Consider the following 24,824-nt stretch of genomic DNA (forward strand, 5'->3'; position numbering starts at 1 on the left):
AGGCATGCTGCCGACGAGAAGCTACGCGACATCGTCAACAGGGCAAACGTTGCCTGATGCGGCACTAGGTGGTGATCGTGCCGAACAGGCGCTCGATCTTGCCGCGGCCCTGCGGCACCCCGGGGGTGGAGTGCACCAGCTCGATCCGGGTGTCGGCACACCCCTGGTCGAGATGGGTGGAGGTGAAGTCGGCTCCGCGGTCGCTGTAGAGGACCTCCGCAGCCTGCACAGTGCCCATCGGGGGTCGGGTTTGCGCCAGATCGCCAAGGCCAGCCACATCCAGTGCGGCTGCACGTCGATCGGCACCAGGCGCAGGATCCGCTGACTTCGTGGGGATTGACGGCGAACTCGACAAGCGTCACGTGTCGACAGGGTCGGGAGAGTCACGATCCGGCTGCCCCGCACGGTGTAACCCACACCGCTATCCATTGGTGAACGATCCGCGTCAATGGACGATCACGACCGATGGAAACGGCGGGCAGCCCCTATAGGGGTCAGCGCTGACGACACCGGCAGCCGGAGAGGCGATTCGGGAAGTCCCAGAGCGCGATTCGAGGAGTCTCGACATGATCACATCCCAGAAAACCACCGAAGTCCCCACCCCTGCGGCAGCAGAGAGCAGCGGGGCGTCCGCTACCCGCCGGGCGCGCGCGATGTACGCCGTCGAGGCGATCGGGACCTTCTTCCTGGTGTTCACCGTGGGGGCTGCCGTAGACCGCGGCAGCCCGTTCACGCCGCTGGCGATCGGTGCGGTCGTGGTGGTGATGATCTACGCCGGCGGGCACCTCTCCGGAGGTCACTACAACCCCGGCGGCGACCTCGGCCGTGCTGGTGCGGCGGTTCATCCGTTCGACCTGAGCAAGGTTTGGCCGCACGCCGACTACCCGTGAACGCACCCATCACGCGGGTCCGCGACGTGTTCGACGACCCCGAGCGCGAACAGTACTTCCACTGGCTAGACAGCAAGTCAAACAGCAAAGCTCCAGGAAGGTGCATCATGAAACAAACCCTGTTGGCAACCAGCATCGCCGCGGCGGGAATCCTCCTCGCGCCGGGTGCTGCATACGCCTCGACTGCATACACACACGGCGCCGCCCCGAGCGCCACCGCTACGACAGCATCAGCTACCTACGAGGGCGGGGTCGATCAGACTGTTCAGAATGTAGGCTGCGACCCGCAATTCAGCAGTGAGAATGAACCAGGCGATTGTTGCAACGACCAGCAGTGGCGCGACCTGCACGAGTCATACTGTGCTCAATTCGACCTGAATGATATTCCGGGCCTTCCTCCGTTCTCGGATTAGTTCCCCATGGCGCAGGCCCCGGGTTCGACATGTGTTCAGGTGCTCGACGATGTCGGCCTTGTCGGTGGCGCTGTACACCTCGTGCTCGAACAGGGCGTTGACTTCGCGTGCGCGTCGAGGATCTCCGTCGCCTCGGCAGCGCCGGCCTCACAGCGGGGCCGCGAGAAGAGATTCTCGACGTTTGAGGTGATCCGGAGACGAGCGGTCGGCGTGACATTGCTCCTGTCGAGTCGAGCCGTGACCACAGAAACCCGACGCACACAAGGAGTGCCGTGATCCGGTCGCTGATACCCCCGCGGGATCCCGTTGTCCACGACCGCGACCCCCACTCGCTCACTGCCGGTTGAGGACCACTGCTTCGGTGGACGGTCGGCGCCGTCGAGGGAACGCAGCGCTGAGCGTGCCCTTCGCCAGGCGGGAACCGACGGAGGCAAAGACGATGGCGCCTACCACTCGGCCGGTCTGGACGACCCACGGCTCCGGCAACGGTGCCGTGCCGGAGCTCGATGGGGCGCTGGATCTCTCAGGATTTGGACGCCTCGTCGATCTCCTTGCTGACTTGCTCCGTGTCCGCCTCGAGCTGCTTTTTTGTGACCTTGGATGCGCGTTCGAGCGCTTTCTCGACCCGCGCCTCGAGGTCCGTCGCGGCAACGACGATCAGCCCGCTGTCCCCCTCGTCGAGCAGCTCACCGACCTCCTTGAGGTCGGAGCGGCTCATCCCGGCCGCGACGTGCCCGCCGAGTGCCCCGAGACCGGCGCCGCCGGCACCGCCCAGCAACAACCCGGCCCCGAGCCCGACAGCCGGGAACAGGGCAACCAGAGCACCCCCGACCAGGCCGATGCCGAGCCCACCCCACGCTCCCTGCCGGGTCGGCTGCTCATGCTTCTTGACGATCTTGACCTTGCCCTTGTCCGTCCTGGTGATGACGGCCGCATCGTAGGTATCGATCAGGTTCGCCTCGACGTAGAGCTGATGCACGGTGTCGTAGTCGGCGATCGCGGCGTCTTGCGAGTCATAGACCGCCGCCAGCAGGGCGAATGTATCGAGGGCCATGATTTCCTCCAATGGGGTTGGTTGACGGTGAACCAGTGGACGCCAGAGGCGAGGTCGACCACCCGCCCGGTGGGGTTGCCCCGCTCGGCGACCAAGTTGGAACATCTTGATCGGTGGTCGAGGATCGTGCGCTTTCCCTCGGAGTGACTGCCAGGCCGGCTCGAGGCGCCGAATCCAACGAAATGCTGCTCACTCGGCGAGCAGGGTGGGTCCGTCGGCTGCTCACAGCGGCCAGTCGACACCCCATCTCGGATATCGATCGATGACACCCCTCCATCGCTTGGTCATGCCGCAGGCCTCACAATGTCGTCCGGCTTCCAGTCTCGGCACCCGCGGCGCTGCCCGCATCACCCAAAACGGGTGACCACCAGCGACCAGTGGGGTGTGGGTGATGGTGCTCAATAGCCATTTCGGCGCCCAGACCCCGTATGTCGACCGTGGGCCCCGACCCATCCGCGGGTGCCTCCGCCGCAATTACGCAGCACCCAGTGGAGTGGATGGATTGACGCGGTCATCGCGGCACGCACGATGCTCGTATGAACGCCGCGGAACCTGCAGATCATCGTCGCCGGGGACCGCGGCTCCAGTCACAGCAACCTCTACATGCAGCGGGTCGGCGCCCGCCTGACCGTCATGTGCATCATGATCACGACGTGGTGCTGCTGGACCGGTCCATCTCCTCGGTGGGCGGTGGCCGGTGAATCGGCCACGACTGTGATCGGTGCGCTTCTAGGATTCACAGATGAGCGCGGCTTGGCCGCTGACTGGGCGGGAAGACGAACTGCGGTTCATCGAGCGTGCCCTGCGACGGGCAGATGGGCCGCATGGGGTGGTGCTCGCGGGCGCGGCGGGGGTGGGCAAGACTCGGCTTGCGCGGGAGGCGCTGTCGTTGGCCTCGCGGCGGGGAGCGGCGGTCCGGTGGGTTCCGGCGACGGGTCCGCGCGGGTACTACCGCTGGGCGCGTTCTCCGGGGTGCTGAACCCTATCGTCGCTGCGGTACACCAACAGCGACGACAGATCATGCGGCCCCCCATGCAGCACCCGGGAACCAGTGACCTCCGGCCGCGTGAGAAGGAAGTCCAGCCAGGAACCGGTGTCCGCGATGATCCGGTCCCGCGTCATCGTGCCGACCAGGCCGAGGAGGTGAGCCCGCTCCTCGTCGTCGGTGAACACGGTGGCCATGTCGAACGGCGCCCAGTCGCCGGAGCGGTAGTACGGATCCGGTAGCAGGGTCACGTAGCCCATGTCTGCGAGACGGTCGGCCATCACGCGGAAGGTTTGCCGCACTCCGCTCTGATCTCGTTGACAGCACCACTGCAGGGATCAGCCCGAACGCCATCGGTTAGTGGTCGGCCGGTTCGGAGTTGAGCAGGGGTCGGGGTGCCGGCACGGTGCTCGGCGGGGCGGTGGCGCTGGGGACCGGCTCGCGGGGTGTGGTGCGTCGATTCCTGCTGGATCCTGCTCCGGATCATCTGTTCGGTGGCCGAGTAAATAGCCGATCGGATGATGTGGCCCCCTGGGCCTGGTTCGTAGCGTGGGGGACATGAACATCGTCTCGTTGATCTCCCGCCGTACCGTTGTCGCCGCCTCGACCGCCGTGGTCGCCGCAGTCGTGATCGCCCCGACCGCCGCCGCTGCCGCCGCACCCGCCGCACCCGCCGCACCCGCCGCACCGGCGTCCGTCGCCTCGTTGCGCGTCGCGCAGACCCCCTCGGACGTGCTCGCCTCGACCCCGTGGAAGACCACCAGCGCAATCGACCAGGACGGCAACCGCGTCGCCCTCGACAACCCGGCCGTCTCGAACTTCGTGGGCTGGGCCTACTTCAAGGCAGACGGCACGTACACGATGTACAACCTCGACGACAGCCCCAAGCTGCACGGCGACTGGACCGTCACTCCCGACGGCTCCGAGCGCTGGATCAACGCGAAGAACGACGCCGGCCAGGTTCTCTTCCAGCGTGTGGTCCCGATCACCCAGCTCGACAAGAACGTCTTCACTTACCGCATCTTCCCGAACGCAGCCGACACGAGCGTCTACTACGACATCGTGCACACCAAGACCAACCACGTCGAGCCCGGCACCGACGGCCGCGGCCCCGGCGCGAACGGCAACCAGGGCGGCAACGGCAACGCCGGCTACCACTTCAACAACGGCAACAGCCACTGACCCGAACAAGGCAAAGGCTCGGTCCCCGATGGGGGCCGGGCCTTGTGCAAGTTTTGGGAGCGCCAGCTGTTGATGCGCGGTGATGTCACATCCCACCTCGAGGTGGAGTGCCGGCGCGCCGGGCCCCAGCAGCATTCCGTGGGGCCCTTCGCGTGTTGACCTGGTCCCGCTGTTGTTCGGTTGCTGGTGTCTCGGCGGCGCTCGCGGCTGGTGCGGGGCCCATAGGTGTTCTGCAAGCGGTCAGGTAGGTCAGCATGCCGCCGAGCACGAGTCCGGCGGTCGTGGTGTCGAACGGGATGATGAGGCGCGCTGATAGTGCGGATATCGCGATCAATGAGGTTCAGCGGGCGCCCCGGTGATGCGTGGCCCCGGCCGCTGAACCTCGGGCAGGGCTACGCTCGGACCGACACCCTCCCCGCCATCCCGACGCGCTATCCGTCTGCGTGTGGGGCGCGTGCGGCGGAGGATCCTTGTCGCAGGACCTCTCCGGTGAGGTTCCGGTTGGCGTCAGATCCAAGGAACACGATCAGGCGGGCGACATCGTCGGCCACGGGTCACCCCGCGTGAGCCACCCGAGGAACGCGGTGACCACCCAGGCGGTGGCGGCGATCGATGTGCCGAAATCCCCTGCGATGGGGGGTAACAGCGGGGAGGCGACGAAGAGTTCGGCCCCCATCAGGAGGAACACCAGCTGGATCAACACGTGCCGGCGCCACGGTGTGCGCGCAGCGGTCGAGAGTTCTTCTCGCTCCGGAGGGTGCGTTGTCGAGGTTTTCACCCGGCCAGGTCAGCCGATCGTCACGTCGGCCAGCGCCGGCCGGTTGGCCGCGGCTGCCGTGCGTCGTTTGCGGAGGAGCACTTCCTGGGTGACCGTAGCCACCAAAGTGCCTTCGCGAGTCCAGAATTCGCCGCTCGTCAGGCCCCGTCCGTCGCCGGAGGTGGGACTGTGGTGGACGAACAGCAGCCAGTCGTCGACGCGGCACGGGCGGTGGAACCACATGGCGTGATCGATCGAGGCGAGAAACAGCCACTGTGCGGGTGTTCCGCCGCCGTCCGCATCGAGATGACCGAGAGCGGCGGTGCGCGCGACGGTGAGATCCGAGCAGAACGACAGGGCGACTGAGTGCATCACGGGATCGTCCGACAGCGCACCGCTGAACCGGACCCACATTCGCCGGTGCCGGCCTCCCGGGGAGTCCACGGTGTCGTAGACCGCATCACCGATGACCGGCCGAACCTGCACGACCCGCCGAATCTCCGACGACGGGGTGATCCGGGACCAGAACCGGTCGACGGATTCACCATGGGCCGGCAACGTTTCCGGTGCGGGTGCGCACGGCATGGTGATGTGACGGTCGGGCCCGCATTCCGCCCGCTTGAACGAGGCGGTGAGCGCGAGCAGTTCCTTGTCGCCCTGGATTGCGGTGATCTCCCGAAGCGCATAGGTGCCGCCGTCCCGCAGCGGTCGGACCCGATAACGGACCTCCGCATCGGGACGCCCCATGGCCAGGAAACAGGCGTGGAGTGAGCTCACATGCCGGGTCGGTTCGACGGTGCCGTGTGCCACGAGCAGGGCCTGGGCGATGATGTGCCCTCCGTACGCGCGGTCCGGTCCACCCGCACAGCAGATTCCGCGGAACTCGTGCGTCGCACCGGGGGTGCAGGCCTCGAGGCCCAACAGGCCGTGCATCTGTATCTCCTACAGGCTCGAAGACTTCTGGTGACTCAGGGACTTCGCGATGATCGTCTTCATGACCTCGTTGGTGCCGCCATAGATCCGCGAGACCCGGGTGTCCGCGTACAGTCGGGCGATCGGGTACTCGAGGATGTAGCCGTACCCGCCGTGCAGTTGCAGACACTTGTCGCTGACCCGGCCGGCCATCTCGGTGCAGTGCAGCTTGCAGATCGCGGCGTCGACCGCCGACAGCTCACCGGCCTCCTCGAGGAGTACGGCGTGGTCGACCAGGGCCTGGGCGGCGGCGTGATCCGCGACGCACTCGGCGAGCACGAATTTGGTGTTCTGGAAACTCGACACCGGTTTGCCGAAGACAGGACGGTCGTGGGTGTAGGCGTTCGCGTGCGCGATGGCCGCGGCGGCGGTGGCGCACCCACCCGCCGCCATCGCGAGACGCTCCCGGGGCAGGTTCTTGCCCAGGTACCGGAACGCTTCACCGACGTCGCCGAGCACGTCGGCGACCGGAATGCGGACGTCGGTGAAGGAGACCTCGCACGTGTCACTGAACTTCATCCCGATCTTGTCGAGCCGGCGGCCGACCTCGAATCCGGGGGTGGTGGTGTCCAGGACGAACAGTGTCAGGCCGCCCCGGCGATCGTCGCCGGGCTCGCCTGTTCGAGCGACCACGATCATGTGGGTGGCCTGGGATGCGTTGGTGATGAAGGTCTTTGCACCGTTGAGGACGTAGTGGCCCCCGTCAGGGGACAGCGTCGCGGTGGTGCGGATAGCCGCCAGGTCCGATCCGGTTCCGGGCTCGGTCATGGCCACCGACAGCACGGCCTCACCCCGTGCGCACAGCGGCAGCCACCGGCCGCGCTGCTCCTCGTTGGCGAGCATCAGCAGGTACGGCAGCACGATCCCGGAACTCGCCTGGTAGTTGCCCAGGGAGACACCTGCCAACGCGGCCTCCTCGCCGATGACCATCAGATAGCGGTAGCTCGTCGGCCCCGCTCCGCCGTACTGCTCGGGGATGTCGAACCCGGTGACCCCGATGTCACCGAGCTTGCGGTAGAACTCGCGCGGGGCGTATCCCTGCTCCTCCCACTTCGGGAACTCCGGCACCACCTCTTTGCGGAGGAAGGCACGGAACATTCCGCGGAAGGCTTCGTGCTGGTCGTCGAAGATGGTGCGCTTCATGGGAATTCTCCTCGTGCTGCCGACGGGCGTGCTGGTTGGTCCAGGTGTAGAGCTTGCGCATGGACCGCTTGTCGGGTTTCCGCGTGCAGGGACGCGCGGCCTGCCGAGCGCAGCCGGGCTCCGCCGGCGCGGTGGTCCGCGCCGAGCAGGGACACGATCACGGCGGTCTCCGTCATGCCGTAGCCCTGAACGAAGCTCGCATTGGGGAAGGCCGCCATCGCGCGGTCCAGGACGGCCGTGGGCATCGGCGCCGCCCCGTAGACGATCGACCTGACGCTGGTGACGTCCGTGTCCGGGAAGGCCGGGTGGTTGTAGAGCATCTGGAGCATGCTGGGGATCGAGGTCATCGTGTTGACCCGATGGTCCGTGATCAGACCGAGGACCTCGTCCGGGTCGAATCGGTTGGCGAACACCAACGTGCCGCCCACCATGGTCTGGGCCAGCATTCCGAGCAGCGCGATGTGGAACAGCGGGGCCATCACCAGCGCGACCCCGCCGGGCCCGCAGGACCTGGCAAACCCCGTGCCACCCAGGATCGAGATCATCAGGCTGCGGTGCGAGTGCATCACTGCCTTGGACTTGCCGGTGGTCCCGCCCGAGTAGATCAGCGCGGCCAGCGTGTCCCCGCCGGCGCACGTCGGCGACCTCCGGCCCCGCCGAGACCAGGTCGTCGTAACTCGGCATCCCCGCCGGCGCCGGACCGTCACCCAGGTACACGGTCGTCGTGGCGGCGTCGAGGCCGCCGACCAGCGGCAGGCACTCCTCGTCCACGAGCACGCAGGTGCTGCCCACGCCGTCCACCGCGTCGACGACCTCCGCGGCGGACCAGTTCCGATTGTGACCAGCGTGGCGACCGCGCCGAGCCACCACGTTGCCATCAGCGCCTCGAAATAGCGGTCCGAGTTGAAGGCCCAGGATGCCGACCCGGTCACCGGGTCCGACGCCCCGCTCGCGCAATGCCCCGGCGAGCCGGGCGACGCTGTCGGCGATGTGCGGGGCGGTGCGCTCACGGGGACCGCGCACGGTCAGCGGTTGGTGTGGTTGCTGCTGGACCGCCCTGTGCAGTAGTTGCGTCAGATGCATTGGCTCGCGTGCTCCTCGGGTCGGGGTGGCCGGTGCGGGGTGCCGGGGGCGCCGGACCGCGCAGGCGCCCCCGGCGCCACATCAGTTGAGTCGGAACTCCGCGTCGCCCACCAGGGCGACCACGCCGTTCTGGCGGGTGCAGGTGACCTCCAGCAAGGCCCGTCGGCCGTCTTCCGCGTCGAGGATGTCGGTGACGGTTGCCGAACAGGTCAGCTCGTCGCCGGGCCAGACCTTGTCGGCGAAGCGGATTTTGAACCGCCGGATGTTCTCCACGCCCATCCAGTCGGTCACGTAGCTGGCCAGCATGCCTGCCTGCAGCATGCCGACGGAGAACACGGACGGGAACCCGGTTTCTCGGGCGTAGACGTCGTCGTGGTGGAGGGGATGGAAGTCGCCGGAGGCGCCCTGGTACTTGACGAAGTCGGTGCGGGTCAGCGGAGCGTAGGTCCTGGGCTCGGCCTGCTGTCCGACGGCGAAGGTTTCGGTCGTGGTCATTTGCCCTCCTCGGCACTGCCCGACGTGGCGGTCTGGATGATGGTGCTGTTCTGGGTGGCGACCAGTTGTCCTGTCTCGTCGCGGAACTCGGTGATCATCTTCGCGAAGGTCATCACCCCGCCGCGCTTGCCGGGCTTTTCGAACTTGTCGCCGATGTGGGTCTCGGCGATCAGTGTTTGGCCCGCCCGCGGGAGGGGTCCGTGGAAGATGTACTCCTCCTCGCCGTGCAGGATGCGCCGACGGTCGAACCCGAGCTTCTGGAATCCCGACTGCTCCTGCGGTTCCCAGATCATCCGTCCGCTGGTCAGCATCGTCGGCGGGATGACGGCGCCGCGGCCGGCGTGTGCCTCAGGGTTGGCGTGCACGGCCCGGGCGAACTCCTGGACCTTGCTGTAGTCGATGGGGAATTCGTAGCTCACTTGGTTTCTCCTTCGATCTTCGGGATGCCTGCGCGCCTGGTCTCGACGGACTTGGGGAACGAGTCGGCGCCGAGCAGGTCGACCAGCTCGGAGACGCTCCACTGGCGGTCGTCGCGGACCTCGGCGGCGATCGAGTAGCCGCTGTACAGGCCGACGTAGCCGCCGTACACGCCGAAGACCTGACCGTTGAACGCGCACTTCTCGCTCGACAGGTAGGCGACCAGTGGCGAGCAGTTCGCGGGGTTGTAGCGGTCGAACACCGCGGCGTCCACCGGCTCACCGACGAGGTCCTTGATGCCCGGGGTGGCCTTGACCGGCTCGGTGCGGGCGACCGGTGCGATCGCGTTCGCCTTGACGCCGAATCGCTCGAGCTCACGCGAGGCGTTGACGACCTGGATCGCCAGGCCGGCCTTGGACGCCGAGTAGTTCCACTGACCGAAGTTGCCGTGCAGGCCAGATCCGGAGCTGGTGTTGACGATCGTGCGGACCGCCTGATTGCCGGCCTTCGTCTGCTCGCGCCAGTGGATCGCGGCGGCGCGGGTGACCGAGAAGGCGCCCTTGAGATGCACCGCGACCACGGAGTCGAACTCGTCCTCGGTCATGTTCCACAGCGTCGCATCGCGGATGATGCCGGCGTTGTTGACCACCGAGTGGAGATCGCCGAAGGCGGAAACCGCTACCTCGGTGAGCTTTTCGCCGACCGACAGGTCCGCGACCGAGCCCTCGACCGCAACGGCTGCGCCGCCGGCCGCGATGATCTCGTCCACTGTGTCCTGTGCGCCCCGCATGTCGTTGACGACGATTCTGGCGCCCTCCGCCGCCATCAGCAGTGCGTGTTCACGACCGATGCCGGCGCCGGCGCCGGTGACGATCGCGACGCGTCCGTCCAGTTGACCCATTGTCTTGTCCTCACTTCGTCATCGGCAACATCTGTTGCCCGAAACTTGTTGTGTCTGTCTGTCTTCCGGTTCAGGTTCGAGCGATTCGGGTCAGGAGACCTTCTCGTACAGCGTCACCACACCGGCCCCGCCGAGACCAAGGTTGTGCTGGAGTCCGAGGGTTGCGCCGTCCACCTGGCGATCGCCCGCGGTGCCGCGCAGCTGCCAGACGAGCTCGGTGCATTGGGCCAGGCCGGTGGCGCCGAGCGGGTGACCCTTCGACATCAGGCCGCCACTGGGGTTGACGACGACCCGGCCCCCGTAGGTGTTGTCACCGGCGAGCACGAACTTCTCCGAGCCACCCTCCTCAACCAGGCCGAGTGCCTCGTAGCAGAGCACCTCGTTGACCGTGAAGCAGTCGTGCAGTTCGACCACCTTGATGTCGGCCGGGTCGACACCGGCCTTCTCGTAGACGGCCTTCGAGGCCCGTTCGGTCATGTCGGAGCCGACGATCTTGAACATGTCGTCGTCCTCGAACACGCTCGGCTGGTCGGTCGTCAGCTCCTGCGCGGCGATCGCCACGGTCGCGGTGAGTCCATGCGTGCGGGCGAACTCCTCGCTGCACACGATGGCCGCGCCGGCGCCGCAGGTGGGCGGGCATGCCTGCAGGCGGGTGACCGGGCCGTAGAGGTGCTTCGAGCCCATCACCTCGTCGAGGGTGATCGGGTCCCGGAAGACCGCGTACGGGTTGTTCGCGGCGTGCGTGCGGGATTTGACCGCCACCCGGGCGAAGATCTCCGGGTCCATGCCGTACCGGTCGATGTACGCCTGCCCCGCGGCACCGAAGTACTGCATCGCCATCGACGGGTTGTCCCGGTCCGCACCGTAGGTGCGGTCGAGCACTTCGATGTGACGGCCCATCGGGGCGGGACGATCGCTCCATTGGTTGAGCAGCGCACCGGGGCGCATCTGCTCGAACCCGACGGCCAGCGCGCACTCCACCGCACCGGACTCGACCGCCTGACGCGCCAGCCACAGCGCCGACGAGCCGGTCGCACAGTTGTTGTTGACGTTGACGATCGGGATGCCCGTCATGCCGACCGTGTAGATCGCCCGCTGGCCGCTGGTCGAGTCGCCGTAGACGTACCCGGCGTACGCCTGCTCGATCGTCTCGAATCCCAGGCCGCTGTCCGTGAGCGCCGCACGGATCGCTCCGGCACCCATCTCGAAGTAGGCGTCACTGCGGCCGGGCTTGGTGAAGGGGATCATGCCCACGCCGGCGACAAGAACTCTGCGACTCATTTCGACTCCATCAGTTGGTTACTTTTCATTCACTGCTACTTCTATTGCTGCACTTGCTAAACGGTTTGTCCGGGTGATCTCCTGGTGATTTGCGATTCCGAAGTTGACGGCACGTCAGAGCAGTTCGAACACCGTCGCGTTGGCCATCCCGCCGCCCTCGCACATCGACCGCATGCCGTACCGGATTCCGGGATCGAGCGCCGTGCGTTCGGTGAGTGAGTTCAGGGCGTGAGCGGAGAGGGTGACCGCGTGTATCCCGGATAGTGCGCCGTTGCGCTTGCCGACCGGTGTTCGTACGGCATCGACGATGACCGCATCGCGCAGGAGACAACTCCTGGCAGAGAAGGGATTCGGTTACAGGCCCATGTCCTTGGCCACGATGGTTTTCATGACCTCGCTGGTGCCGCCGTAGATCCGGGAGACCCGCGTGTCCGAGTAGAGGCGCGCAATCGGGTACTCGAGGATGTAGCCGTAGCCGCCGTGCAGCTGCAGGCACTTGTCGATGACGCGGCCCGCCGTCTCGGTGCAGAACAGCTTGATCCGGGCGGCGTCGGCCGCGGTCAGCTCACCGGCGTCGTCGAGCTCGAGTCCCTTGTCCACCAGTGCCTGTGCGGCCGAGACCTCGGTGTCGCACTCGGCGAGGACGAACTTGGTGTTCTGGAAGGACGCGACCGGCTTGCCGAACACGTGGCGCTGCTGGACGTACTCCTTCGCGAATTCGATTGCCGCGACCGCCATGGACGTCTGGCCGACGCCGATCGACAGGCGCTCGCGCGGCAGGTTCTGACCGAGGTACGAGAAGCCGTGGTCCTGCTCGCCGAGCAGGTTCTCGACGGGCACCCTGATGTCGGTGAAGGAGATTTCGTTGGTGTCGGATGCCTTCATGCCGATCTTGTCGAGCTTGCGACCGAACTCGAAACCGGGGCTGTCGGTCGGGACGACCAACAGGCTCAGGCCGAAGCGGCGATCCTCGGTGGGGGCGGACGTGCGTGCGGCGACGACACACAGTTCCGAGTTGCGGGCACCGGTGATGAAGGTCTTGGCACCGTTGAGGACGTAGTGGGTGCCGTCCTCGGAGAGGGTCGCGGTGGTCCGGATGCCGGCGAGGTCGGAACCGGTGCCGGGCTCGGTCATCGCGATGCACAGCATCGTCTCGCCCGAGGCGAAACCGGGCAGCCAGCGCTGCTTCTGCTCCTCGTTGGCGAGGCGCAGCAGATAGGGCAGCACGATGCCGATGCTCACGGTGTAGTGGCCGAAGGCGACCGCCGCGCGGTTGGCCTCCTCCTGCATGACGGCCTGGAACTTGAAGCTGGTGGGGCCGGCGCCGCCGTACTCCTCGGGAATGTCGAAGCTGGTGGCGCCGAGATCGGCGAGCTTGTTGAACAGCTCGCGGGGGACCTGGTTCGCCTTCTCCCACTCCGGGTAGTGGGGACTGACCTCCTTGGCGATGAACGTCCGGATCGTCTCCCGGAACGCCTCGTGGTCGGCGTTGTAGACGGTGCGCTTCATGACTGTGCTCCTGGGGTGTGTGGTGATGCGAGGGTGGCTGCGGCGAGGACGGTCGCGGTCAGACGCGCCCGGCGTCGACGACCAGGCACTGGCTGTTGACGTAGTCCGATTCGGGGGTGCACAGCAGGTACACGGCGCCGGCGGCCTCCGTCGGCGTGCCGCCCCGTCCGAACGGGATCATTCTCGACGCGACGGCCATGCGGTCCGGGTTGACGCCCACGCGGATCTCGCGGCCGTCGATGGTCAGGGTGGTGTTCGTGTCCGCGGTCACCTCGGTCATTCGAGTGGCGATCAACCCGAATGCCACGGCGTTGACGTTGACCCGGTACCGTCCCCACTCCTTGGCGAGGGTCTTGGTCAGTCCGATCAGGCCGGCCTTGGCTGCGCCGTAGTTGGACTGGCCGGCATTCCCGTAGAACCCCGACACGGAGGACACGTTGACCACCTTGCGGTGGTGTTCGGTCGGGTTGGCCTTGATGAACGGCTGCGCCGCGCGCAGGATCCGGAACGGCGCCTTGAGGTTGACGTCCAGGATGGTGTCCCACTGCTCGTCGGTCATCTTCTGGATCACCGAGTCCCAGGTGTAGCCGGCGTTGTTGACGATGATGTCCAGGCCGCCGAACGTCTCGACGGCAGTGTTGACGAACCGCTCGGCGAACCCGTCCTCGGACACCGAGCCCACACAGGTCACCGCGTGGCCACCGGCTTCCTTGATGTCTCCTTCGGTTTCTGCGGCAGGCTCGGGATCGAGGTCGTTCACCACCACGGCAGCACCCTCGCGGGCGAGCTTGAGCGCGATTTCTCGGCCGATCCCTCGCCCGGACCCGGACACGACGGCGACCCTGCCCTTCAGATTTCTCATTCCCATCGCCTTTCCGAACGAATTAGGTTGAAACGGAGGACTTTTGATGCCAAGGACCTGACAAGCGCCCCGGCGTCGTCGGTGGCGCCCGCGGGGGCGGATTCGCGTCGCCCCGGCGGCAAGCCAGCTTTGTGAATTACTGACAATTCACTTCTAGGCGCTATCGAACCTTCTGTCAAGCGATATGGGTGAAGTTGTGCGGTCGATCGTGGTACTGGAGCCTTCACCACGTCGAGGTCGTGGGGCCGCATCGCGTGCCCGGTTCCGTGGGGCGGGGCCGCTGGACGCCACGCCGAAAGAAGTGACCCTTGACACACTGGGTGAAATGATCGAAAGTGAATGCGCAGTAATCGACTCGGCGCCCGAGGTGTGCCGCAGCCGGTTGTATCGCCCGGGTGGTCGCTCGGGCGATGCGTCCCCGCCGGGTGGGGGTGGTTGCGTTGGGAAATGCTACTCGTGTCACAGCATTTTTCGTGCACTCATTCTCGCCGTGACCGGGGGCGGTAGCCGATGTCGGACGAATGTCGATCGGATTTCTCATCGTGCCGATGACGCGAATCGGCCCTCAGTCGGACAACCCCCACCGCCGGGTCAGGGAGTCCGCACCTGCCTCCCGCGCCCCGCCGCCGGTTGTCCGGCGCCCTGCTCAATCGCGTTGTTCATCCTGCCCTCCCTCGAAGGATCCGCCAGTGACAACACACGAAGACACACGAGACGCAACCACCCGAGCCGGACACCGCAGCTCCGCTCCGCCGACACCGCTCGTATCGGGCCGGCGCGCGTGGGGACTGACCTCACTTCTGGTCCTTCTGACCGTCATCAACTGGGGCGACAAGGCAGTGCTGGGCATCATCGCCCAGCCGCTGGCCAAGGAACTCGGGATGACCGCGTCACAGATCGGGTTGGTCGGCAGCCTGTTCTTCCTGACCTTCACCATCGGCGGCTTCTTCTCCGGCGCCATCGCGCGCGTGACGACGCTGCGGTGGGCTCTCGCGGTGCTGGTGTTGCTCTGGTCCGCGGCGATGCTGCCGACGGTGATCACCGCGAGTTTCGCCGTGCTCGTGGCGAGCCGGATGCTCCTGGGACTCGCGGAGGGGCCGAGCGGGCCGCTCTCGCACACCGCGGCCTTCTCCTGGCATCCGCCGGCCAAACGAGGGCTCCCGGGTGCGCTGCTCGCCGGGTCGGCATCGTTGGCGAAGATCGCGGTCGCACCCGCGCTCGCCGTGGTCACGGTCACCTGGGGTTGGCGGGCAGCATTGGTGTGCATGGCGGTGCTGGGCGTGCTGTGGTGCCTGGTGTGGTTTCCGTCGTGGTCTGTCGGGCCCTACATCCGCAGTGGCAAGGAATTCAGTATGGCGGGCGCCGCGGACGGGGCCGACGCCCCGGCGGTGCCGTGGATCCGGATCTTCCGGACCCGAACGTTCATCAGCGCCATGATGTTGGTGATGTCGATCTACGCACTCGTCGCGATCGTGCTGACCTGGCTGCCCTCGTACTTCGAAGTGGGATTGGGCTACAGCAGGCTGCAGGCCGGCTCGATGTTCGCCTTCCCCAGCATCGCGGGCCTGATCCTGATGCTTCTGCTGTCCTCGTCCGGTGACCGGTTGACCTCACGGGGGGCGACCTCCCGGGTGATCCGCATCATCGTCCCCTCGATCGGGGTGCTCATCAGCGGCGTGATCCTGGTGTTGCTGCCCTCCGTGTCGACGCCGGCCCTCGCCGTGGCGATCGTCTCGATCGGCTACGGGTTCCTCGCGTCGGGCTATCCGCTGGTCATCGCGTCCATCTCCGAGATCTGCCCGCCCCGGCAGACGGCCGGGACCTTGGGAGTGTTCATGGCGATGATGGGTATCGGCGGCCTGATCGGGCCGTACGTCACCGGACGCATCGTCGACACCGCCGACTCCCCGGCCGTCGGCTACGCCACCGCCTTCCAGGTGTTCGGAGTGGTCGCCGTCGTCTTCGCGCTCGGCACCCTGATCTTCGCCAACCCCGAACGGGACAAGGAGATCATCCGGAAGGCGTTGGGGCGCAATGGCTGACCGAATGAACCCCACCATGCCGTCGACGGCAGCGAGTTTCCGATGTCCTACCCGGAGGTCGGGCTGGACGCCGTCCTGGCCGGTGCGGCCGCGTCGTACGGTGACCGCGTCGCGATCGCGGACGGCGCCGCGGACCTGACCTTCACGGATCTGTACGACCGGACCCTCCAGGTCGCCGCCGGTCTCCGTGCGAGGGGCATCGGCGGGGGAGACCGGGTCGCGATCGCGATGCCGAACAACCTGTGGTTCCCCGTCGTCTACCTGGGGACGGCCCGTGCGTCCCGATTGCCCGTCACCGGTGGGGAGCGTCGGATTCCCGTTTCCCGACACGGCCGTCGAGATCCGGGATCCCGACACGGGCGAACCGCTCACGACGGGGAGGATCGGTGAGATCTGGGCTCGAGGACCGCAGGTGGCGGACGGCTACCAGGGTGCGCCGGAGAGGACGGCGGAGCAGTTCGTCGACGGATGGCTCCGAACCGGCGACCTGGGCCACGTCGACGCCGACGGCAATCTGTTCGTCGACGGCCGTGCGAAGGACGTGCTGATCTACAAGGGCTACAACATCTATCCCGCGCACCTCGAGGAGATCCTGGCCGCCCATCCCGCGGCGGACGAGTGTGCCGTGGTCGGGGTCGAGAGCCCGGGCGTCGGGCAGGTGCCCTTCGCCTTCGTCATCGCAGCGGCGGGACACGCGCAGAGCGCGGACCTGGCGGACGAACGCGGGGAGTTCGTCGCGGCCCGGGTGGCACCGCACCAGCGGATCCGTGGCGTCAGATTCGTGGCCTCGTTCCCGATGAGTCCAGTGGGAAAGATTCTCGAGCGCGAACTGGCGTTGTCTGCCGGGTGACCTGCCGAGCGGAACAGTCGGTAAGCACGATCTCGTCTGAGGAGTATCTGTATGATGCGCATTCATATATGTTTGTGAATTCCTTGTAACGTTCAATGGCGTCCACGCGGGAGGGGTGGGTGATGGCCGAGCGGAGGCCACGCGACCGCAAGCAGCAGATCCTGGCGGCAGCCGGCGAACTGTTTCGTGAGCGGGGGTATCACAACGTCTCGGTATCGGACGTCACCACCCGGGTGAATATCACCGCGTCCGCTCTCTACCGTCACTACCGGAACAAGAACGATCTGCTCTACCACGCGGTTCTGGCCGGTATCGACGATCTGCAGGACACCGTCGACGGCTCGGCGGATCTGCCGTCGCTGCTGGCCGCCCTTTCTGGGATGTCGGTCCGCCGGCGCGGGCTTCCGCTGCTGTGGCAGCGCGAGGCACGCTATCTGCAGGACGAGCAGCGAGCCTTCTTGCGTAAGCGTTTGAGTGTCACCGTCTCCCCGGTCTTCGACGCTGTGCACGCACACCGGCCGGAGCTCGCCGAGGCCGACTGCCGACTGGTGGCGTTCTCGATCCTCGCGGTGTTCAGTAGCCCGTCCAGTCACCGAATCGTCATGTCCCATCGGCGAATGGAATCGCTGATACACGATATCGCGACCCGGGTGGCCCTGTGCCCCATCGGATCCGAGGCCGCGGCCGCATCCGGGCCGCCGGTGGACGCCATCGCGGTCCCGGTGTCTCGGCGGGAACAGTTGTTGACCGCGGCGGTGAGGATGTTCGACGACCGCGGATACCGGGCCGTCAACAACGACGACATCGGCGAGGCATGCGGCACGACGGGCCCGAACGTGTACAACCACTTCGACACGAAGCTGGACCTGCTGGCAACCGCGATCACCCGTGGCTTCGACCGACGTGATCTCGCGGTACGGCAGGCGTTGTCACGCGTCGCGGACCCGCGGGACACGCTCGTCGAGCTCCTGCGGGTCCACATTGCGTTCGCGCTCGCAGACGGGCACCTGGTCGGTCTGATCGCCACCGAACTGGGCGAGCTCCCGGACAGCGTTCGCAAGGCGTGCCTGCGGGCGCAGCGGGACTACCTCAGCCTCTGGGTCCGAGCACTGCTCGAGATCCGCCCGGGTCTGGATACCGTCGAGGCGCAGTTCACCGTCAGTGCCGCGTTGACGTTGATCGGCAATGCCGCCCGCATCAGCCAATTACACCGGCGCACCGACCTCGCCGATCGGCTCGCCGACCTGTGCACGGCGTTGCTGACGGACGAGAAGAATCCTCCGGCGGCACTCGTGGACGGAGGGTCCGGCCACATTCCGCGTTCGCATTCGGCGCAGGCACCTGCACTGGCCGACACCGCCAGCGCAGGTCGCTGGCTGAGGGAGAATGTTTGTTCGTGCTCACAGGGACTCCGAACTTCGACGTAATTGGTTCGGCTTGCGCACTGCCGGAACGGAATCGACAGCGAGCTCTATGCGTTGGAGTTCCAGACGACCTCCCACAGATGGCCGTCGGGGTCGGCAAAATAGCCGGAGTAGATGCCCCACGGGCGCATGTGCGCCGCCGCGGGCAGGGTGCCGCCAGCGGCTTCGGCTTGTGCCAGCAGCGTGTCCACTTCGGCCCGCGACTCGGCCGGGATCCCCAGACTGAATTCGGTTGAGCTGCGTGCACCGACGGGCATGCCGGCGTCCTTTGCCAGGTTGGTGCGTTCGTACAGGCCGATCATCAGACCGCCGTCGAGGGCGAAAAGGGCAATGGTTCCGCCAGCGTCGGTGACTTCGTCGTGGAGCTCCCGTGCGACGATGCCCTCCGTATGCCAGCCCAGACCGTCACGGTAGAAGGCGACCGACCGATCGAGATCGTCCACAGCCAGCGTGATGAAAATGATCCTTCTGCGCATTGGTATCTCCTATCGAGATCGACCGGCCCTGATGTTTCGGTCGGGGGTCCGTCAAACCCCGTGAGGATCTGTACCCACAACCCGCCGCGTTGCCCGTTGGATCACCGGGACACGCACCGTACTCGGGTCGTTGCTTGTGACCGCACCGATCATCCAGGCATTTGTCGAGTGGCGCGCATTCAACGACGCCATAGCGGCGAGGTTGAACGGACCCTGGCCGGGTGCACGATTGCCTGTGCAGATGTGGCGGCCGCGTCCTCGGTCTGCAATGCCTGCACGCGCAGACCGCGGATCGATGGGACGACCGGGGCCAGGATCCTTGCGTCAGCCAGCCGGCCAAACTTCCGCGATGGACGGATACTCGTTGGCGATTTCGTCGATGCGATCGTCGCTCGCGGTGTCAATCTCTGCTCTACGCCGTTGTGCAACGCGCAGGGCCCTTCCGGTTCTCCGGGAGACCCGCCGGGGCATTCGACTCGTACTCGTGAATGATTTCGTCGAGCCGTTCCGCGACAAAATCTCGTTTGCTCGTTGTCATCCCCGCTCCCATTCCAAGTGCGGACTGGGGTTACCCCGATTGCGCCGTACACAACCCCAGCGTTTCGACCCCTTCTCGGATGGATCGGCGGGTCGCTTCGCGCCCGCACACCTGGCTCGCGCTGATCAAGCTCGCAGCCACACTCTGATGCCGCCACTGGCGTCGGCCGTCGAACCGTGGGGCCTGCCCGAATTCGTCAGTGCCAGTCACGTTGACATGAATCCGGTGGCCCGCGGTTCGCCTCGGTGCAGAGGATGATCGGGGAGACATCGCAATCCCCGCCCCAAGGGTTCCCTTCCGGTTCGATTCACGAGCACAGGTCCGGGTCCGCATGGACTGGGCGGCCACACCAGGATAGAGACGGAATCCCCTCGACGACCCGGCCACCCAGCTGATCACCCGAGGCAACCTCCGGATGGTGACGCCGGTTACCGACCGCGCCGAAACGCCCTGAGCCGGAACCTCGTCGGGTCAACCAGCGCGGGATCGAGCCATTCGTCCTCATTCGCGGTCTCCGGTGACTTCACGGACGAACCCACCCAGGGACCGTCTCGCGCTACGGCTGACGATCGGCCATCCGCTCCGCGCCGCCGCGAACAATCTCGGTCGCGCCGACGTGGATCATCACCGGCGGCAGCTCGTGAAGGCCTTCGTCGACCGGCGAAACCAGCGGTCCCTCCTCGCCTTTCACTGTGATCCAGGCGAGTGCTCGGGGAAGGTGGCGCGGCCGCGTTGTGGACGCACTCGCCGATTGCTCGTACTCCGGCCGCTACGGATTCAGTCCAGCGGGACACAGGCAGGGACGCGGGGCCGGCGAGCGGACACCGGTCTGTCGACTCGACGTTCTGCCGAGCCCATCTGCACGGCACCGACCTGCCCCGGGACATCGGAGGCTTGTCGAATTGCGAGAAACCTGCTCACTGAGCAGGCCGATCACGGGCTCGGTCGCTCCCGTGGTGTTCGGGGAACGAAGATCCATCAGCTCTCCGACGGTGACGGCCGACCGCTCCTTGTGCTTGCCGGGCCAGGTCAGGGGATCGCCCGCCGTGTCGGCCCGGCACGCAGAGTTCGTCGCTCGGCCCAGACCCCATCCGGCGCCCACCCTCACCGCCACAGCCGATCTCTTTCCGGACCTCACGGTCGACGTGACGCAGACGTTTGGTTTCACCGGGCTGGGGCATCTCAATCGGAAGGGCGCAGTTGCGCTGTGCCTGCGCTCGGACGACGGCGATCTGCACCTCGTTGGCAGTTCGCCCGAGGACAAAGGATGACACGATCATGCGGAATCTGTGGGTGGGAATGATCATCGGTGCCGCCACCGGAGCGGTGATCGGTGCGATCGTCGACGGAGGCAAGAGGGCAAGGGAGCTTGCCGTCGAGTCCGGTCACTCCGTCACCAGCGCGGTCAAAGCGCACGCGCCCGAGATCCGAGAGCGGATACAAGCGGCGGATTTGCCGACAAAGGCGCACGACGCCCTCGAGCGTGCGCGTGAGGCACATGTCGTCGAGCGGGCACGCGAGGCGCACGTGGTAGATGCGGCCAAACGAGCGGCGGAGAACGTGCGAGAGGTCGTGACACATGCCGCTGGGTCGGCGTCGGACCAGGTCCGTCATCGAACCGGACACGCGACAGGCGAGAGCTGACGATCGTCCGCCTTCGTTCGGGCGCTCGGGTGGGGCTGTCAGGCGGCGTCGCAGGTGTCCACGCGCCGGTGTCGTCTGCTCCGGAGCGCGACTGCCCCAGCAGGCCTCGGTGGTCGAGGCAACACGGTTTCCGTACTTCGCCGGCCGGGTACCCGCCTTCGCATGAAATCGCTCACTGCAATTGCCCTGACCGCTCTCGCCGTCGGCGTCCTTGCCGGATGCGGCGACGGCGACTCGGACGGCACCGACGACATGCGCACCGGAATGGGACATGGCGCGACCAGCGCCGGCAATGCGATCGACCAGGCGAAGCTGAAAGCGTTCGTCGTCTCGTTCCGCACCGGCTACGGAGAACTGGCGACGAACCGGTCGGACGAGGACATCGAGAAGATCGTGACGCAGTCGTGCGGGGAACTCGCGTCCGGGATGAGCAAGGAGACAGTCACGGCGAACATCGAGGCTGTCGCCGCGAACGGACCGACCAAGCCGACCCCCGAGCAGTCCGCTGACATCTACAACCTCGTCCACCCCGCCTGCCCCTGACGGCTTCCGGCCGACATCGACCATCGCACTGTCATCGGCCGAGATGGTTGACCGAGCACCGGTTCTGGGTATCCGAGACCGGACCGCTCGTCTCTGGTACGCGCGGCCGACCGATCGCGGACCGCGACCGGTCCGACATTCGAAGGGAATGCAGATGAGTGGCATCGACAAGGCCAAGAACAAGGCGGAAGAGCTCGGTGGCAAGGCCAAGGAGACGATCGGGAAGGCCACCGGTGACAGGGACACCGAAGCCGAGGGCCACGCCCAGCAGACCAAGAGCAACCTGAAGCAGGCTGGAGAAAAGGTCAAGGACGCTGGCGAAAAGGTCAAGGACGCGTTCAAGCACTGACCCGAGGTCCGTCGCCCGACTCCTCGTGGGCGGGCCAGGCGGGACGAGCCGGGTCGTCCACCGTCGCGGTGGGCGACCCGGCTCGCGAACTGCGAGGGCCCTGTTCGGCTCAGCTGGTCGCCGGCCCGCTCAGGTCGATGTCTTCGCCGATCGCCATCCCGGATCGACTGTGCCCCAGTCGAGTTCCCTTGCCGGTGCTTCTGCCGTCAGGAGATCTGGTTGAGCAGCGCGAGCAGAAGCAGGCTGAGGACGAAGAACGCCACGACCACGCCGCCGAGTCGCAGCAGGTGCGGCCAACTGTCGTCGAAGCGGCGGCGACGCCGGCGTTTCGTGCGGTTCACGGCCATCCGGCTGCTACCTCGGTGCCCGCCGCCCGAGCACGGATTCCCACCACGGTGTCAGCGGGCTCGGGTCCGGCCACACGATGACGGTTTCGTCGCCCGACTCCGTGCGTGGTTCGGCACGGCGATGCCGGTCCTCACCAGGTGCGGGAGTGACACTCTCGACGCTCATCGTGGCCTCCTTGCCGGGCGGCGTGGTCAGACGCCGCAGCGTCGGGTGCCCATGACAGCGTCCGATGAAACATGTGGGGTTCGTTCACTCGGATCGGTCCTCGACGGCCCACCAGGTGGGGTCGACCATCACGAACGCCGCATCGGACTCGGGGGCGTCCTCATTGCGTTGCGCGACACCGGTGACCCGCAGCAGTTGACCGACCTCGAGGTCACGCCGCCCACCCTTGCCCTCGGTCACGCGCAGCAGCAGGGTTCCGGAGTCGTCTCCCACGCTGATCGCCCGGGCGTCCGGGCTCTCCTCGTCGATCTCCTCGACACGGCCTTGCACCACGGTGCGCACGCCGTTGGTCAAGCGGCCGATCTGCACCGCGGCCCCCGACGGTGCGGGGTGCTCGTACGACTCGATCCGTTGGCGATCGGCCTCGACGACACGACACTGCCAGTGCTCCAGGAGCCGACCGAGACGGCGCCGGCTCGGTGGTCGGACCCGACCCCGTACGTCGAAGGGCACCACGGTGGCGACGGCATCGGGTATCCGCGACACCTCCCGTGCGATGGCGTCTCCGGTGCGGCCGTGCAGCAGCCGGCCGAGCACCGGTGAGGCCACCCGGCGCGGCAGCAGCACCGTCACGTGTGCCTCCCGCGTGCGTTCGAGAAGGTCGATCACGTAGTCGCGGGCGGCGGGAGCGATTCGGCGGTCCGGACAGTCGACGATGTGCAGCGGTGCGTCGATTCCGTAGTGGTCCCACCGTTTTCGCAGCCTGTCGGCGTGCTCGGCGTCGACGACCAGGTGCAGCGCGAACAGGCTGTCGGCGCCCAGGCTCCGGCCGTACCGCAGCGCCTCGAGCACCGCCAGGTCGAGGGCGTCGGCGCACACGATCGCGTGGTGCTCGGCGGGTGCCCCGCGGTCCTGCGCCTCCGCGCGTAGGCGATCGAGGATGGCCGCCTCGGTTCGGTACTCGTGGTTGATCCCGATCAGCGCCCAGACCAGGAGCGGAAAGACCACCACGACCAGCCAGGCGCCTTCGGTGAACTTCGCGACCGCGAAGATGGCCACCACGACCGTCGACACGACTCCCGCGGCGAGGTTGATCGAGAGGCGGTGCCGCCAACCGTGTTCGCGGCGCGACAGGTGGTAGCGCGTCATGCCGAGGCCGGCCATCGCGAATCCGGTGAACACGCCGATCGCGTACAGCGGCACCAGCGCGTTGACCGAGCCGCCCGATACCACCAGCAGCACGATCGACAGCACGGCGAGGACGACGATCCCGTTCGAGAACACGAGACGATGCCCGCGGCGAGCCAGCTGGCGCGGCAGGAACCGGTCCTCCGCCACGAAATCCGCCAATGCCGGAAACCCGTTGAAGCTGGTGTTGGCCCCGGTGAACAAGATGGCGGCGGTGGCCACCTGCACCAGCAGGTAGAGAACGTGCCCCGCCGGTCCGCCGCCGAACACTGCCCGGGCGATCTCCGCGAGCACCGACGGGTACCCGGACTGGTACGGGGTGGCGTGCGTGGCGAACGCGAGATACGAGACCCCCGCGACGAGGAACCCGAGAATCCCTGCCATCACGGTCAGGACGAGACGCGCATTGCGGCCCACCGGCTCTCGGAACGAGCGGATCGAGTTCGAGATCGCCTCGATGCCGGTCAGGGATGATCCGCCGTTCGCGAACGCCCGCAACAGGATCAGGACCGTGGCGCCCATCACCAGCCCGTTTCCCTGGTGAACGGGGACGGCGCCGGTCAACTGCTCGGGGTCGTAACGAGGAAGGCCTGTCACGATCTCCCTGAACACGCCGACGATGATCGTCAGCGTGAGCATCGCGATGAAGAAGTAGGTCGGCATCGCGAACAGCCGACCCGCCTCCCGGACGCCACGCAGATTGCCGTACAGCATCGCCAGCACCGAGGCGACGGCGATTTCGACGCTGTACGGTCCGAGCGCAGGCACCGCCGACACCACCGCGACGGTCCCCGCCGCGGACTGCACCGCCACGGTGACCACGTAGTCGACCAGCAGCGCGGCCGCGGCGATCTGCGCGATTCGGGGCCCGAGGTTGTCCCGGGCCACGACGTAGGAGCCGCCTGCCCGGGTGTATGCGGTGACGACCTGCCGGTAGGACGCGGTGACCAGGATCAGGATCCCGAGGATCACCCCGGTCACGGGCAGGAGCAGCACATACGCGGCCAGTCCCGCATACGGGAGCAGCTCGATGAGGATTTCCTCGGTGCCGTAGGCCGACGACGAGATCGCGTCGGGGGACAGGACCCCGAGCGCCACTGGATTCGACAGGTGCTGTCGCCGGATCTGCCGGGTGATCAGGGGCCGCCCCAGCAGCAGACGTTTGATCAGGTACGCGGGCGTTTCCCCGGTCGCGGCAGCGTGTCCGGCGTTCCTCACCACGGAACGAGGCGACCGGGCGTGGGCGGTGGAGCGGGCGGAATCGGACCCGGCCCGGGTCCCGGCACCGGAGTGGGTCTCGGCGGCGCCGGCCC

Annotated in this window: 29 protein-coding genes and 1 pseudogene; 12 read left to right on the forward strand and 18 right to left on the reverse strand. The window is 66.9% G+C overall.

Annotated elements, in window-relative coordinates; genetic code table 11:
- Positions 1–64: 64 nt before the first annotated feature.
- The gene (locus ABD951_RS23835) at positions 65–238 is read right to left on the reverse strand and encodes a hypothetical protein (protein WP_345351296.1); all 174 of its coding nucleotides are present in this window, start codon (positions 236–238) and stop codon (positions 65–67) included.
- 328 nt (positions 239–566) lie between these two features.
- Here ABD951_RS23835 and ABD951_RS23840 point away from each other — a divergent pair, with 328 nt between their 5' ends.
- Both ABD951_RS23840 and ABD951_RS23845 read left to right on the forward strand, forming a co-directional pair.
- On the forward strand, positions 567–890 hold the full coding sequence (locus ABD951_RS23840; protein ID WP_345351299.1) for an aquaporin: 324 nt from the start codon (positions 567–569) through the stop codon (positions 888–890).
- Positions 887–1,303, forward strand: a complete 417-nt coding sequence (locus tag ABD951_RS23845) for a hypothetical protein (protein ID WP_345351302.1) — start codon at positions 887–889, stop codon at positions 1,301–1,303. The genes ABD951_RS23840 and ABD951_RS23845 overlap by 4 nt, the downstream gene beginning before the upstream one ends.
- A 523-nt stretch (positions 1,304–1,826) precedes the next feature.
- On the opposite strand, the gene ABD951_RS23850 is transcribed toward ABD951_RS23845, so the two are convergent.
- Positions 1,827–2,357, reverse strand: a complete 531-nt coding sequence (locus ABD951_RS23850) for a DUF1269 domain-containing protein (protein ID WP_345351305.1) — start codon at positions 2,355–2,357, stop codon at positions 1,827–1,829.
- A gap of 742 nt (positions 2,358–3,099) precedes the next feature.
- Here ABD951_RS23850 and ABD951_RS23855 point away from each other — a divergent pair.
- Positions 3,100–3,336, forward strand: coding sequence for an ATP-binding protein (locus ABD951_RS23855; RefSeq protein WP_345351308.1), 237 nt, complete (start codon positions 3,100–3,102; stop codon positions 3,334–3,336).
- Here the strand turns inward: ABD951_RS23855 and ABD951_RS23860 are convergent.
- Positions 3,306–3,644 carry a dienelactone hydrolase family protein gene (locus tag ABD951_RS23860; protein WP_425569938.1) on the reverse strand — a complete coding sequence of 113 codons (339 nt, stop codon included), beginning with the start codon at positions 3,642–3,644 and terminating at the stop codon, positions 3,306–3,308. The genes ABD951_RS23855 and ABD951_RS23860 overlap by 31 nt on opposite strands.
- A 256-nt stretch (positions 3,645–3,900) precedes the next feature.
- On the opposite strand from ABD951_RS23860, the gene ABD951_RS23865 reads away from it, so the two are divergent.
- Positions 3,901–4,524, forward strand: coding sequence for a DUF4822 domain-containing protein (locus ABD951_RS23865; RefSeq protein ID WP_345351311.1), 624 nt, complete (start codon positions 3,901–3,903; stop codon positions 4,522–4,524).
- 526 nt (positions 4,525–5,050) lie between these two features.
- On the opposite strand, the gene ABD951_RS23870 is transcribed toward ABD951_RS23865, so the two are convergent.
- The 11 genes and pseudogenes from ABD951_RS23870 to ABD951_RS23920 all read right to left on the reverse strand — a co-directional run bounded on the left by ABD951_RS23870 (position 5,051) and on the right by ABD951_RS23920 (position 13,944).
- Positions 5,051–5,227 (reverse strand): hypothetical protein, encoded by a 177-nt coding sequence (locus tag ABD951_RS23870; RefSeq protein WP_345351314.1) that lies wholly within the window; start codon positions 5,225–5,227, stop codon positions 5,051–5,053.
- 84 nt (positions 5,228–5,311) lie between these two features.
- On the reverse strand, positions 5,312–6,214 hold the full coding sequence (locus ABD951_RS23875; RefSeq protein ID WP_345351317.1) for an acyl-CoA thioesterase: 903 nt from the start codon (positions 6,212–6,214) through the stop codon (positions 5,312–5,314).
- Between the two features lie 9 nt (positions 6,215–6,223).
- Positions 6,224–7,396, reverse strand: coding sequence for an acyl-CoA dehydrogenase family protein (locus tag ABD951_RS23880; RefSeq protein WP_345351320.1), 1,173 nt, complete (start codon positions 7,394–7,396; stop codon positions 6,224–6,226).
- Positions 7,393–8,274, reverse strand: a complete 882-nt coding sequence (locus ABD951_RS23885; RefSeq protein WP_345351712.1) for an AMP-binding protein — start codon at positions 8,272–8,274, stop codon at positions 7,393–7,395. The genes ABD951_RS23880 and ABD951_RS23885 overlap by 4 nt, the downstream gene beginning before the upstream one ends.
- Before the next feature lie 286 nt (positions 8,275–8,560).
- Positions 8,561–8,974: a MaoC/PaaZ C-terminal domain-containing protein gene (locus ABD951_RS23890; protein ID WP_345351323.1), complete on the reverse strand. Its 414-nt coding sequence runs from the start codon at positions 8,972–8,974 to the stop codon at positions 8,561–8,563.
- Entirely contained in the window at positions 8,971–9,393 is a 423-nt protein-coding gene (locus tag ABD951_RS23895) for an FAS1-like dehydratase domain-containing protein (protein ID WP_345351326.1), read from the reverse strand. The genes ABD951_RS23890 and ABD951_RS23895 overlap by 4 nt, the downstream gene beginning before the upstream one ends.
- Positions 9,390–10,292, reverse strand: a complete 903-nt coding sequence (locus ABD951_RS23900; protein ID WP_345351329.1) for an SDR family NAD(P)-dependent oxidoreductase — start codon at positions 10,290–10,292, stop codon at positions 9,390–9,392. Before ABD951_RS23900 ends, ABD951_RS23895 begins: the two co-directional genes overlap by 4 nt.
- Positions 10,293–10,382: 90 nt before the next feature.
- Positions 10,383–11,573 carry a lipid-transfer protein gene (locus ABD951_RS23905; protein ID WP_345351332.1) on the reverse strand — a complete coding sequence of 397 codons (1,191 nt, stop codon included), beginning with the start codon at positions 11,571–11,573 and terminating at the stop codon, positions 10,383–10,385.
- A gap of 186 nt (positions 11,574–11,759) precedes the next feature.
- Positions 11,760–11,897 (reverse strand): annotated as a pseudogene (locus tag ABD951_RS23910) (thiolase family protein); the annotation flags it as partial.
- Positions 11,898–11,927: 30 nt separating this feature from the next.
- A complete protein-coding gene (locus ABD951_RS23915; protein WP_345351335.1) occupies positions 11,928–13,082 on the reverse strand; it encodes an acyl-CoA dehydrogenase family protein in 1,155 nt (384 codons plus the stop codon).
- Between the two features lie 58 nt (positions 13,083–13,140).
- A complete protein-coding gene (locus tag ABD951_RS23920) occupies positions 13,141–13,944 on the reverse strand; it encodes an SDR family NAD(P)-dependent oxidoreductase (protein ID WP_345351338.1) in 804 nt (267 codons plus the stop codon).
- Between the two features lie 689 nt (positions 13,945–14,633).
- Here ABD951_RS23920 and ABD951_RS23925 point away from each other — a divergent pair.
- The 4 genes from ABD951_RS23925 (at position 14,634) to ABD951_RS23940 (ending at position 18,263) form a co-directional block, all read left to right on the forward strand.
- Positions 14,634–15,986, forward strand: coding sequence for an MFS transporter (locus ABD951_RS23925; protein ID WP_345351341.1), 1,353 nt, complete (start codon positions 14,634–14,636; stop codon positions 15,984–15,986).
- Positions 15,987–16,028: 42 nt separating this feature from the next.
- The gene (locus ABD951_RS23930) at positions 16,029–16,376 is read left to right on the forward strand and encodes an AMP-binding protein (RefSeq protein ID WP_345351344.1); all 348 of its coding nucleotides are present in this window, start codon (positions 16,029–16,031) and stop codon (positions 16,374–16,376) included.
- Complete coding sequence (locus tag ABD951_RS23935; RefSeq protein WP_425569939.1) at positions 16,285–16,836, forward strand: class I adenylate-forming enzyme family protein; 552 nt, start codon at positions 16,285–16,287, stop codon at positions 16,834–16,836. Before ABD951_RS23930 ends, ABD951_RS23935 begins: the two co-directional genes overlap by 92 nt.
- Positions 16,837–16,931: 95 nt before the next feature.
- Entirely contained in the window at positions 16,932–18,263 is a 1,332-nt protein-coding gene (locus tag ABD951_RS23940; RefSeq protein WP_345351349.1) for a TetR/AcrR family transcriptional regulator, read from the forward strand.
- A 44-nt stretch (positions 18,264–18,307) separates the two neighbouring features.
- On the opposite strand, the gene ABD951_RS23945 is transcribed toward ABD951_RS23940, so the two are convergent.
- Together ABD951_RS23945 and ABD951_RS23950 are read right to left on the reverse strand one after the other, a co-directional pair.
- Positions 18,308–18,736, reverse strand: a complete 429-nt coding sequence (locus ABD951_RS23945) for a VOC family protein (RefSeq protein WP_345351351.1) — start codon at positions 18,734–18,736, stop codon at positions 18,308–18,310.
- Between the two features lie 1,094 nt (positions 18,737–19,830).
- On the reverse strand, positions 19,831–19,965 hold the full coding sequence (locus ABD951_RS23950; protein ID WP_345351354.1) for a hypothetical protein: 135 nt from the start codon (positions 19,963–19,965) through the stop codon (positions 19,831–19,833).
- A 301-nt stretch (positions 19,966–20,266) separates the two neighbouring features.
- Between ABD951_RS23950 and ABD951_RS23960 the strand changes: the two genes are divergently transcribed.
- The 4 genes from ABD951_RS23960 to ABD951_RS23975 all read left to right on the forward strand — a co-directional run bounded on the left by ABD951_RS23960 (position 20,267) and on the right by ABD951_RS23975 (position 21,810).
- Positions 20,267–20,545: a hypothetical protein gene (locus ABD951_RS23960; protein ID WP_345351749.1), complete on the forward strand. Its 279-nt coding sequence runs from the start codon at positions 20,267–20,269 to the stop codon at positions 20,543–20,545.
- 7 nt (positions 20,546–20,552) lie between these two features.
- Positions 20,553–20,918, forward strand: coding sequence for a hypothetical protein (locus ABD951_RS23965; protein ID WP_345351357.1), 366 nt, complete (start codon positions 20,553–20,555; stop codon positions 20,916–20,918).
- 162 nt (positions 20,919–21,080) lie between these two features.
- On the forward strand, positions 21,081–21,461 hold the full coding sequence (locus tag ABD951_RS23970; protein WP_345351360.1) for a hypothetical protein: 381 nt from the start codon (positions 21,081–21,083) through the stop codon (positions 21,459–21,461).
- 154 nt (positions 21,462–21,615) lie between these two features.
- On the forward strand, positions 21,616–21,810 hold the full coding sequence (locus ABD951_RS23975) for a CsbD family protein (protein WP_345351363.1): 195 nt from the start codon (positions 21,616–21,618) through the stop codon (positions 21,808–21,810).
- A 206-nt stretch (positions 21,811–22,016) separates the two neighbouring features.
- Here the strand turns inward: ABD951_RS23975 and ABD951_RS23980 are convergent, their stop codons facing one another.
- Positions 22,017–22,157: a hypothetical protein gene (locus ABD951_RS23980; RefSeq protein WP_345351366.1), complete on the reverse strand. Its 141-nt coding sequence runs from the start codon at positions 22,155–22,157 to the stop codon at positions 22,017–22,019.
- A 250-nt stretch (positions 22,158–22,407) separates the two neighbouring features.
- Positions 22,408–24,729, reverse strand: coding sequence for an APC family permease (locus ABD951_RS23985; RefSeq protein ID WP_345351715.1), 2,322 nt, complete (start codon positions 24,727–24,729; stop codon positions 22,408–22,410).
- Positions 24,730–24,824 lie beyond the last annotated feature (95 nt).

The sequence above is a fragment of the Rhodococcus olei genome (assembly GCF_039540555.1).
Classification (GTDB): domain Bacteria; phylum Actinomycetota; class Actinomycetes; order Mycobacteriales; family Mycobacteriaceae; genus Rhodococcus_G; species Rhodococcus_G olei.

Excerpts from the sequence above, each read along its gene's own strand:
- ABD951_RS23835 (WP_345351296.1), bottom strand. The coding sequence starts at position 238 with ATGGGCACTGTGCAGGCTGCGGAGGTCCTCTACAGCGACCGCGGAGCC.
- ABD951_RS23840 (WP_345351299.1), top strand. The coding sequence starts at position 567 with ATGATCACATCCCAGAAAACCACCGAAGTCCCCACCCCTGCGGCAGCA.
- ABD951_RS23850 (WP_345351305.1), bottom strand. The coding sequence starts at position 2,357 with ATGGCCCTCGATACATTCGCCCTGCTGGCGGCGGTCTATGACTCGCAA.
- ABD951_RS23855 (WP_345351308.1), top strand. The coding sequence starts at position 3,100 with ATGAGCGCGGCTTGGCCGCTGACTGGGCGGGAAGACGAACTGCGGTTC.
- ABD951_RS23865 (WP_345351311.1), top strand. The coding sequence starts at position 3,901 with ATGAACATCGTCTCGTTGATCTCCCGCCGTACCGTTGTCGCCGCCTCG.
- ABD951_RS23875 (WP_345351317.1), bottom strand. The coding sequence starts at position 6,214 with ATGCACGGCCTGTTGGGCCTCGAGGCCTGCACCCCCGGTGCGACGCAC.
- ABD951_RS23880 (WP_345351320.1), bottom strand. The coding sequence starts at position 7,396 with ATGAAGCGCACCATCTTCGACGACCAGCACGAAGCCTTCCGCGGAATG.
- ABD951_RS23885 (WP_345351712.1), bottom strand. The coding sequence starts at position 8,274 with ATGGCAACGTGGTGGCTCGGCGCGGTCGCCACGCTGGTCACAATCGGA.
- ABD951_RS23890 (WP_345351323.1), bottom strand. The coding sequence starts at position 8,974 with ATGACCACGACCGAAACCTTCGCCGTCGGACAGCAGGCCGAGCCCAGG.
- ABD951_RS23900 (WP_345351329.1), bottom strand. The coding sequence starts at position 10,292 with ATGGGTCAACTGGACGGACGCGTCGCGATCGTCACCGGCGCCGGCGCC.
- ABD951_RS23905 (WP_345351332.1), bottom strand. The coding sequence starts at position 11,573 with ATGAGTCGCAGAGTTCTTGTCGCCGGCGTGGGCATGATCCCCTTCACC.
- ABD951_RS23915 (WP_345351335.1), bottom strand. The coding sequence starts at position 13,082 with ATGAAGCGCACCGTCTACAACGCCGACCACGAGGCGTTCCGGGAGACG.
- ABD951_RS23920 (WP_345351338.1), bottom strand. The coding sequence starts at position 13,944 with ATGAGAAATCTGAAGGGCAGGGTCGCCGTCGTGTCCGGGTCCGGGCGA.
- ABD951_RS23930 (WP_345351344.1), top strand. The coding sequence starts at position 16,029 with ATGTCCTACCCGGAGGTCGGGCTGGACGCCGTCCTGGCCGGTGCGGCC.
- ABD951_RS23940 (WP_345351349.1), top strand. The coding sequence starts at position 16,932 with ATGGCGTCCACGCGGGAGGGGTGGGTGATGGCCGAGCGGAGGCCACGC.
- ABD951_RS23945 (WP_345351351.1), bottom strand. The coding sequence starts at position 18,736 with ATGCGCAGAAGGATCATTTTCATCACGCTGGCTGTGGACGATCTCGAT.
- ABD951_RS23965 (WP_345351357.1), top strand. The coding sequence starts at position 20,553 with ATGCGGAATCTGTGGGTGGGAATGATCATCGGTGCCGCCACCGGAGCG.
- ABD951_RS23970 (WP_345351360.1), top strand. The coding sequence starts at position 21,081 with ATGAAATCGCTCACTGCAATTGCCCTGACCGCTCTCGCCGTCGGCGTC.
- ABD951_RS23975 (WP_345351363.1), top strand. The coding sequence starts at position 21,616 with ATGAGTGGCATCGACAAGGCCAAGAACAAGGCGGAAGAGCTCGGTGGC.
- ABD951_RS23980 (WP_345351366.1), bottom strand. The coding sequence starts at position 22,157 with ATGGCCGTGAACCGCACGAAACGCCGGCGTCGCCGCCGCTTCGACGAC.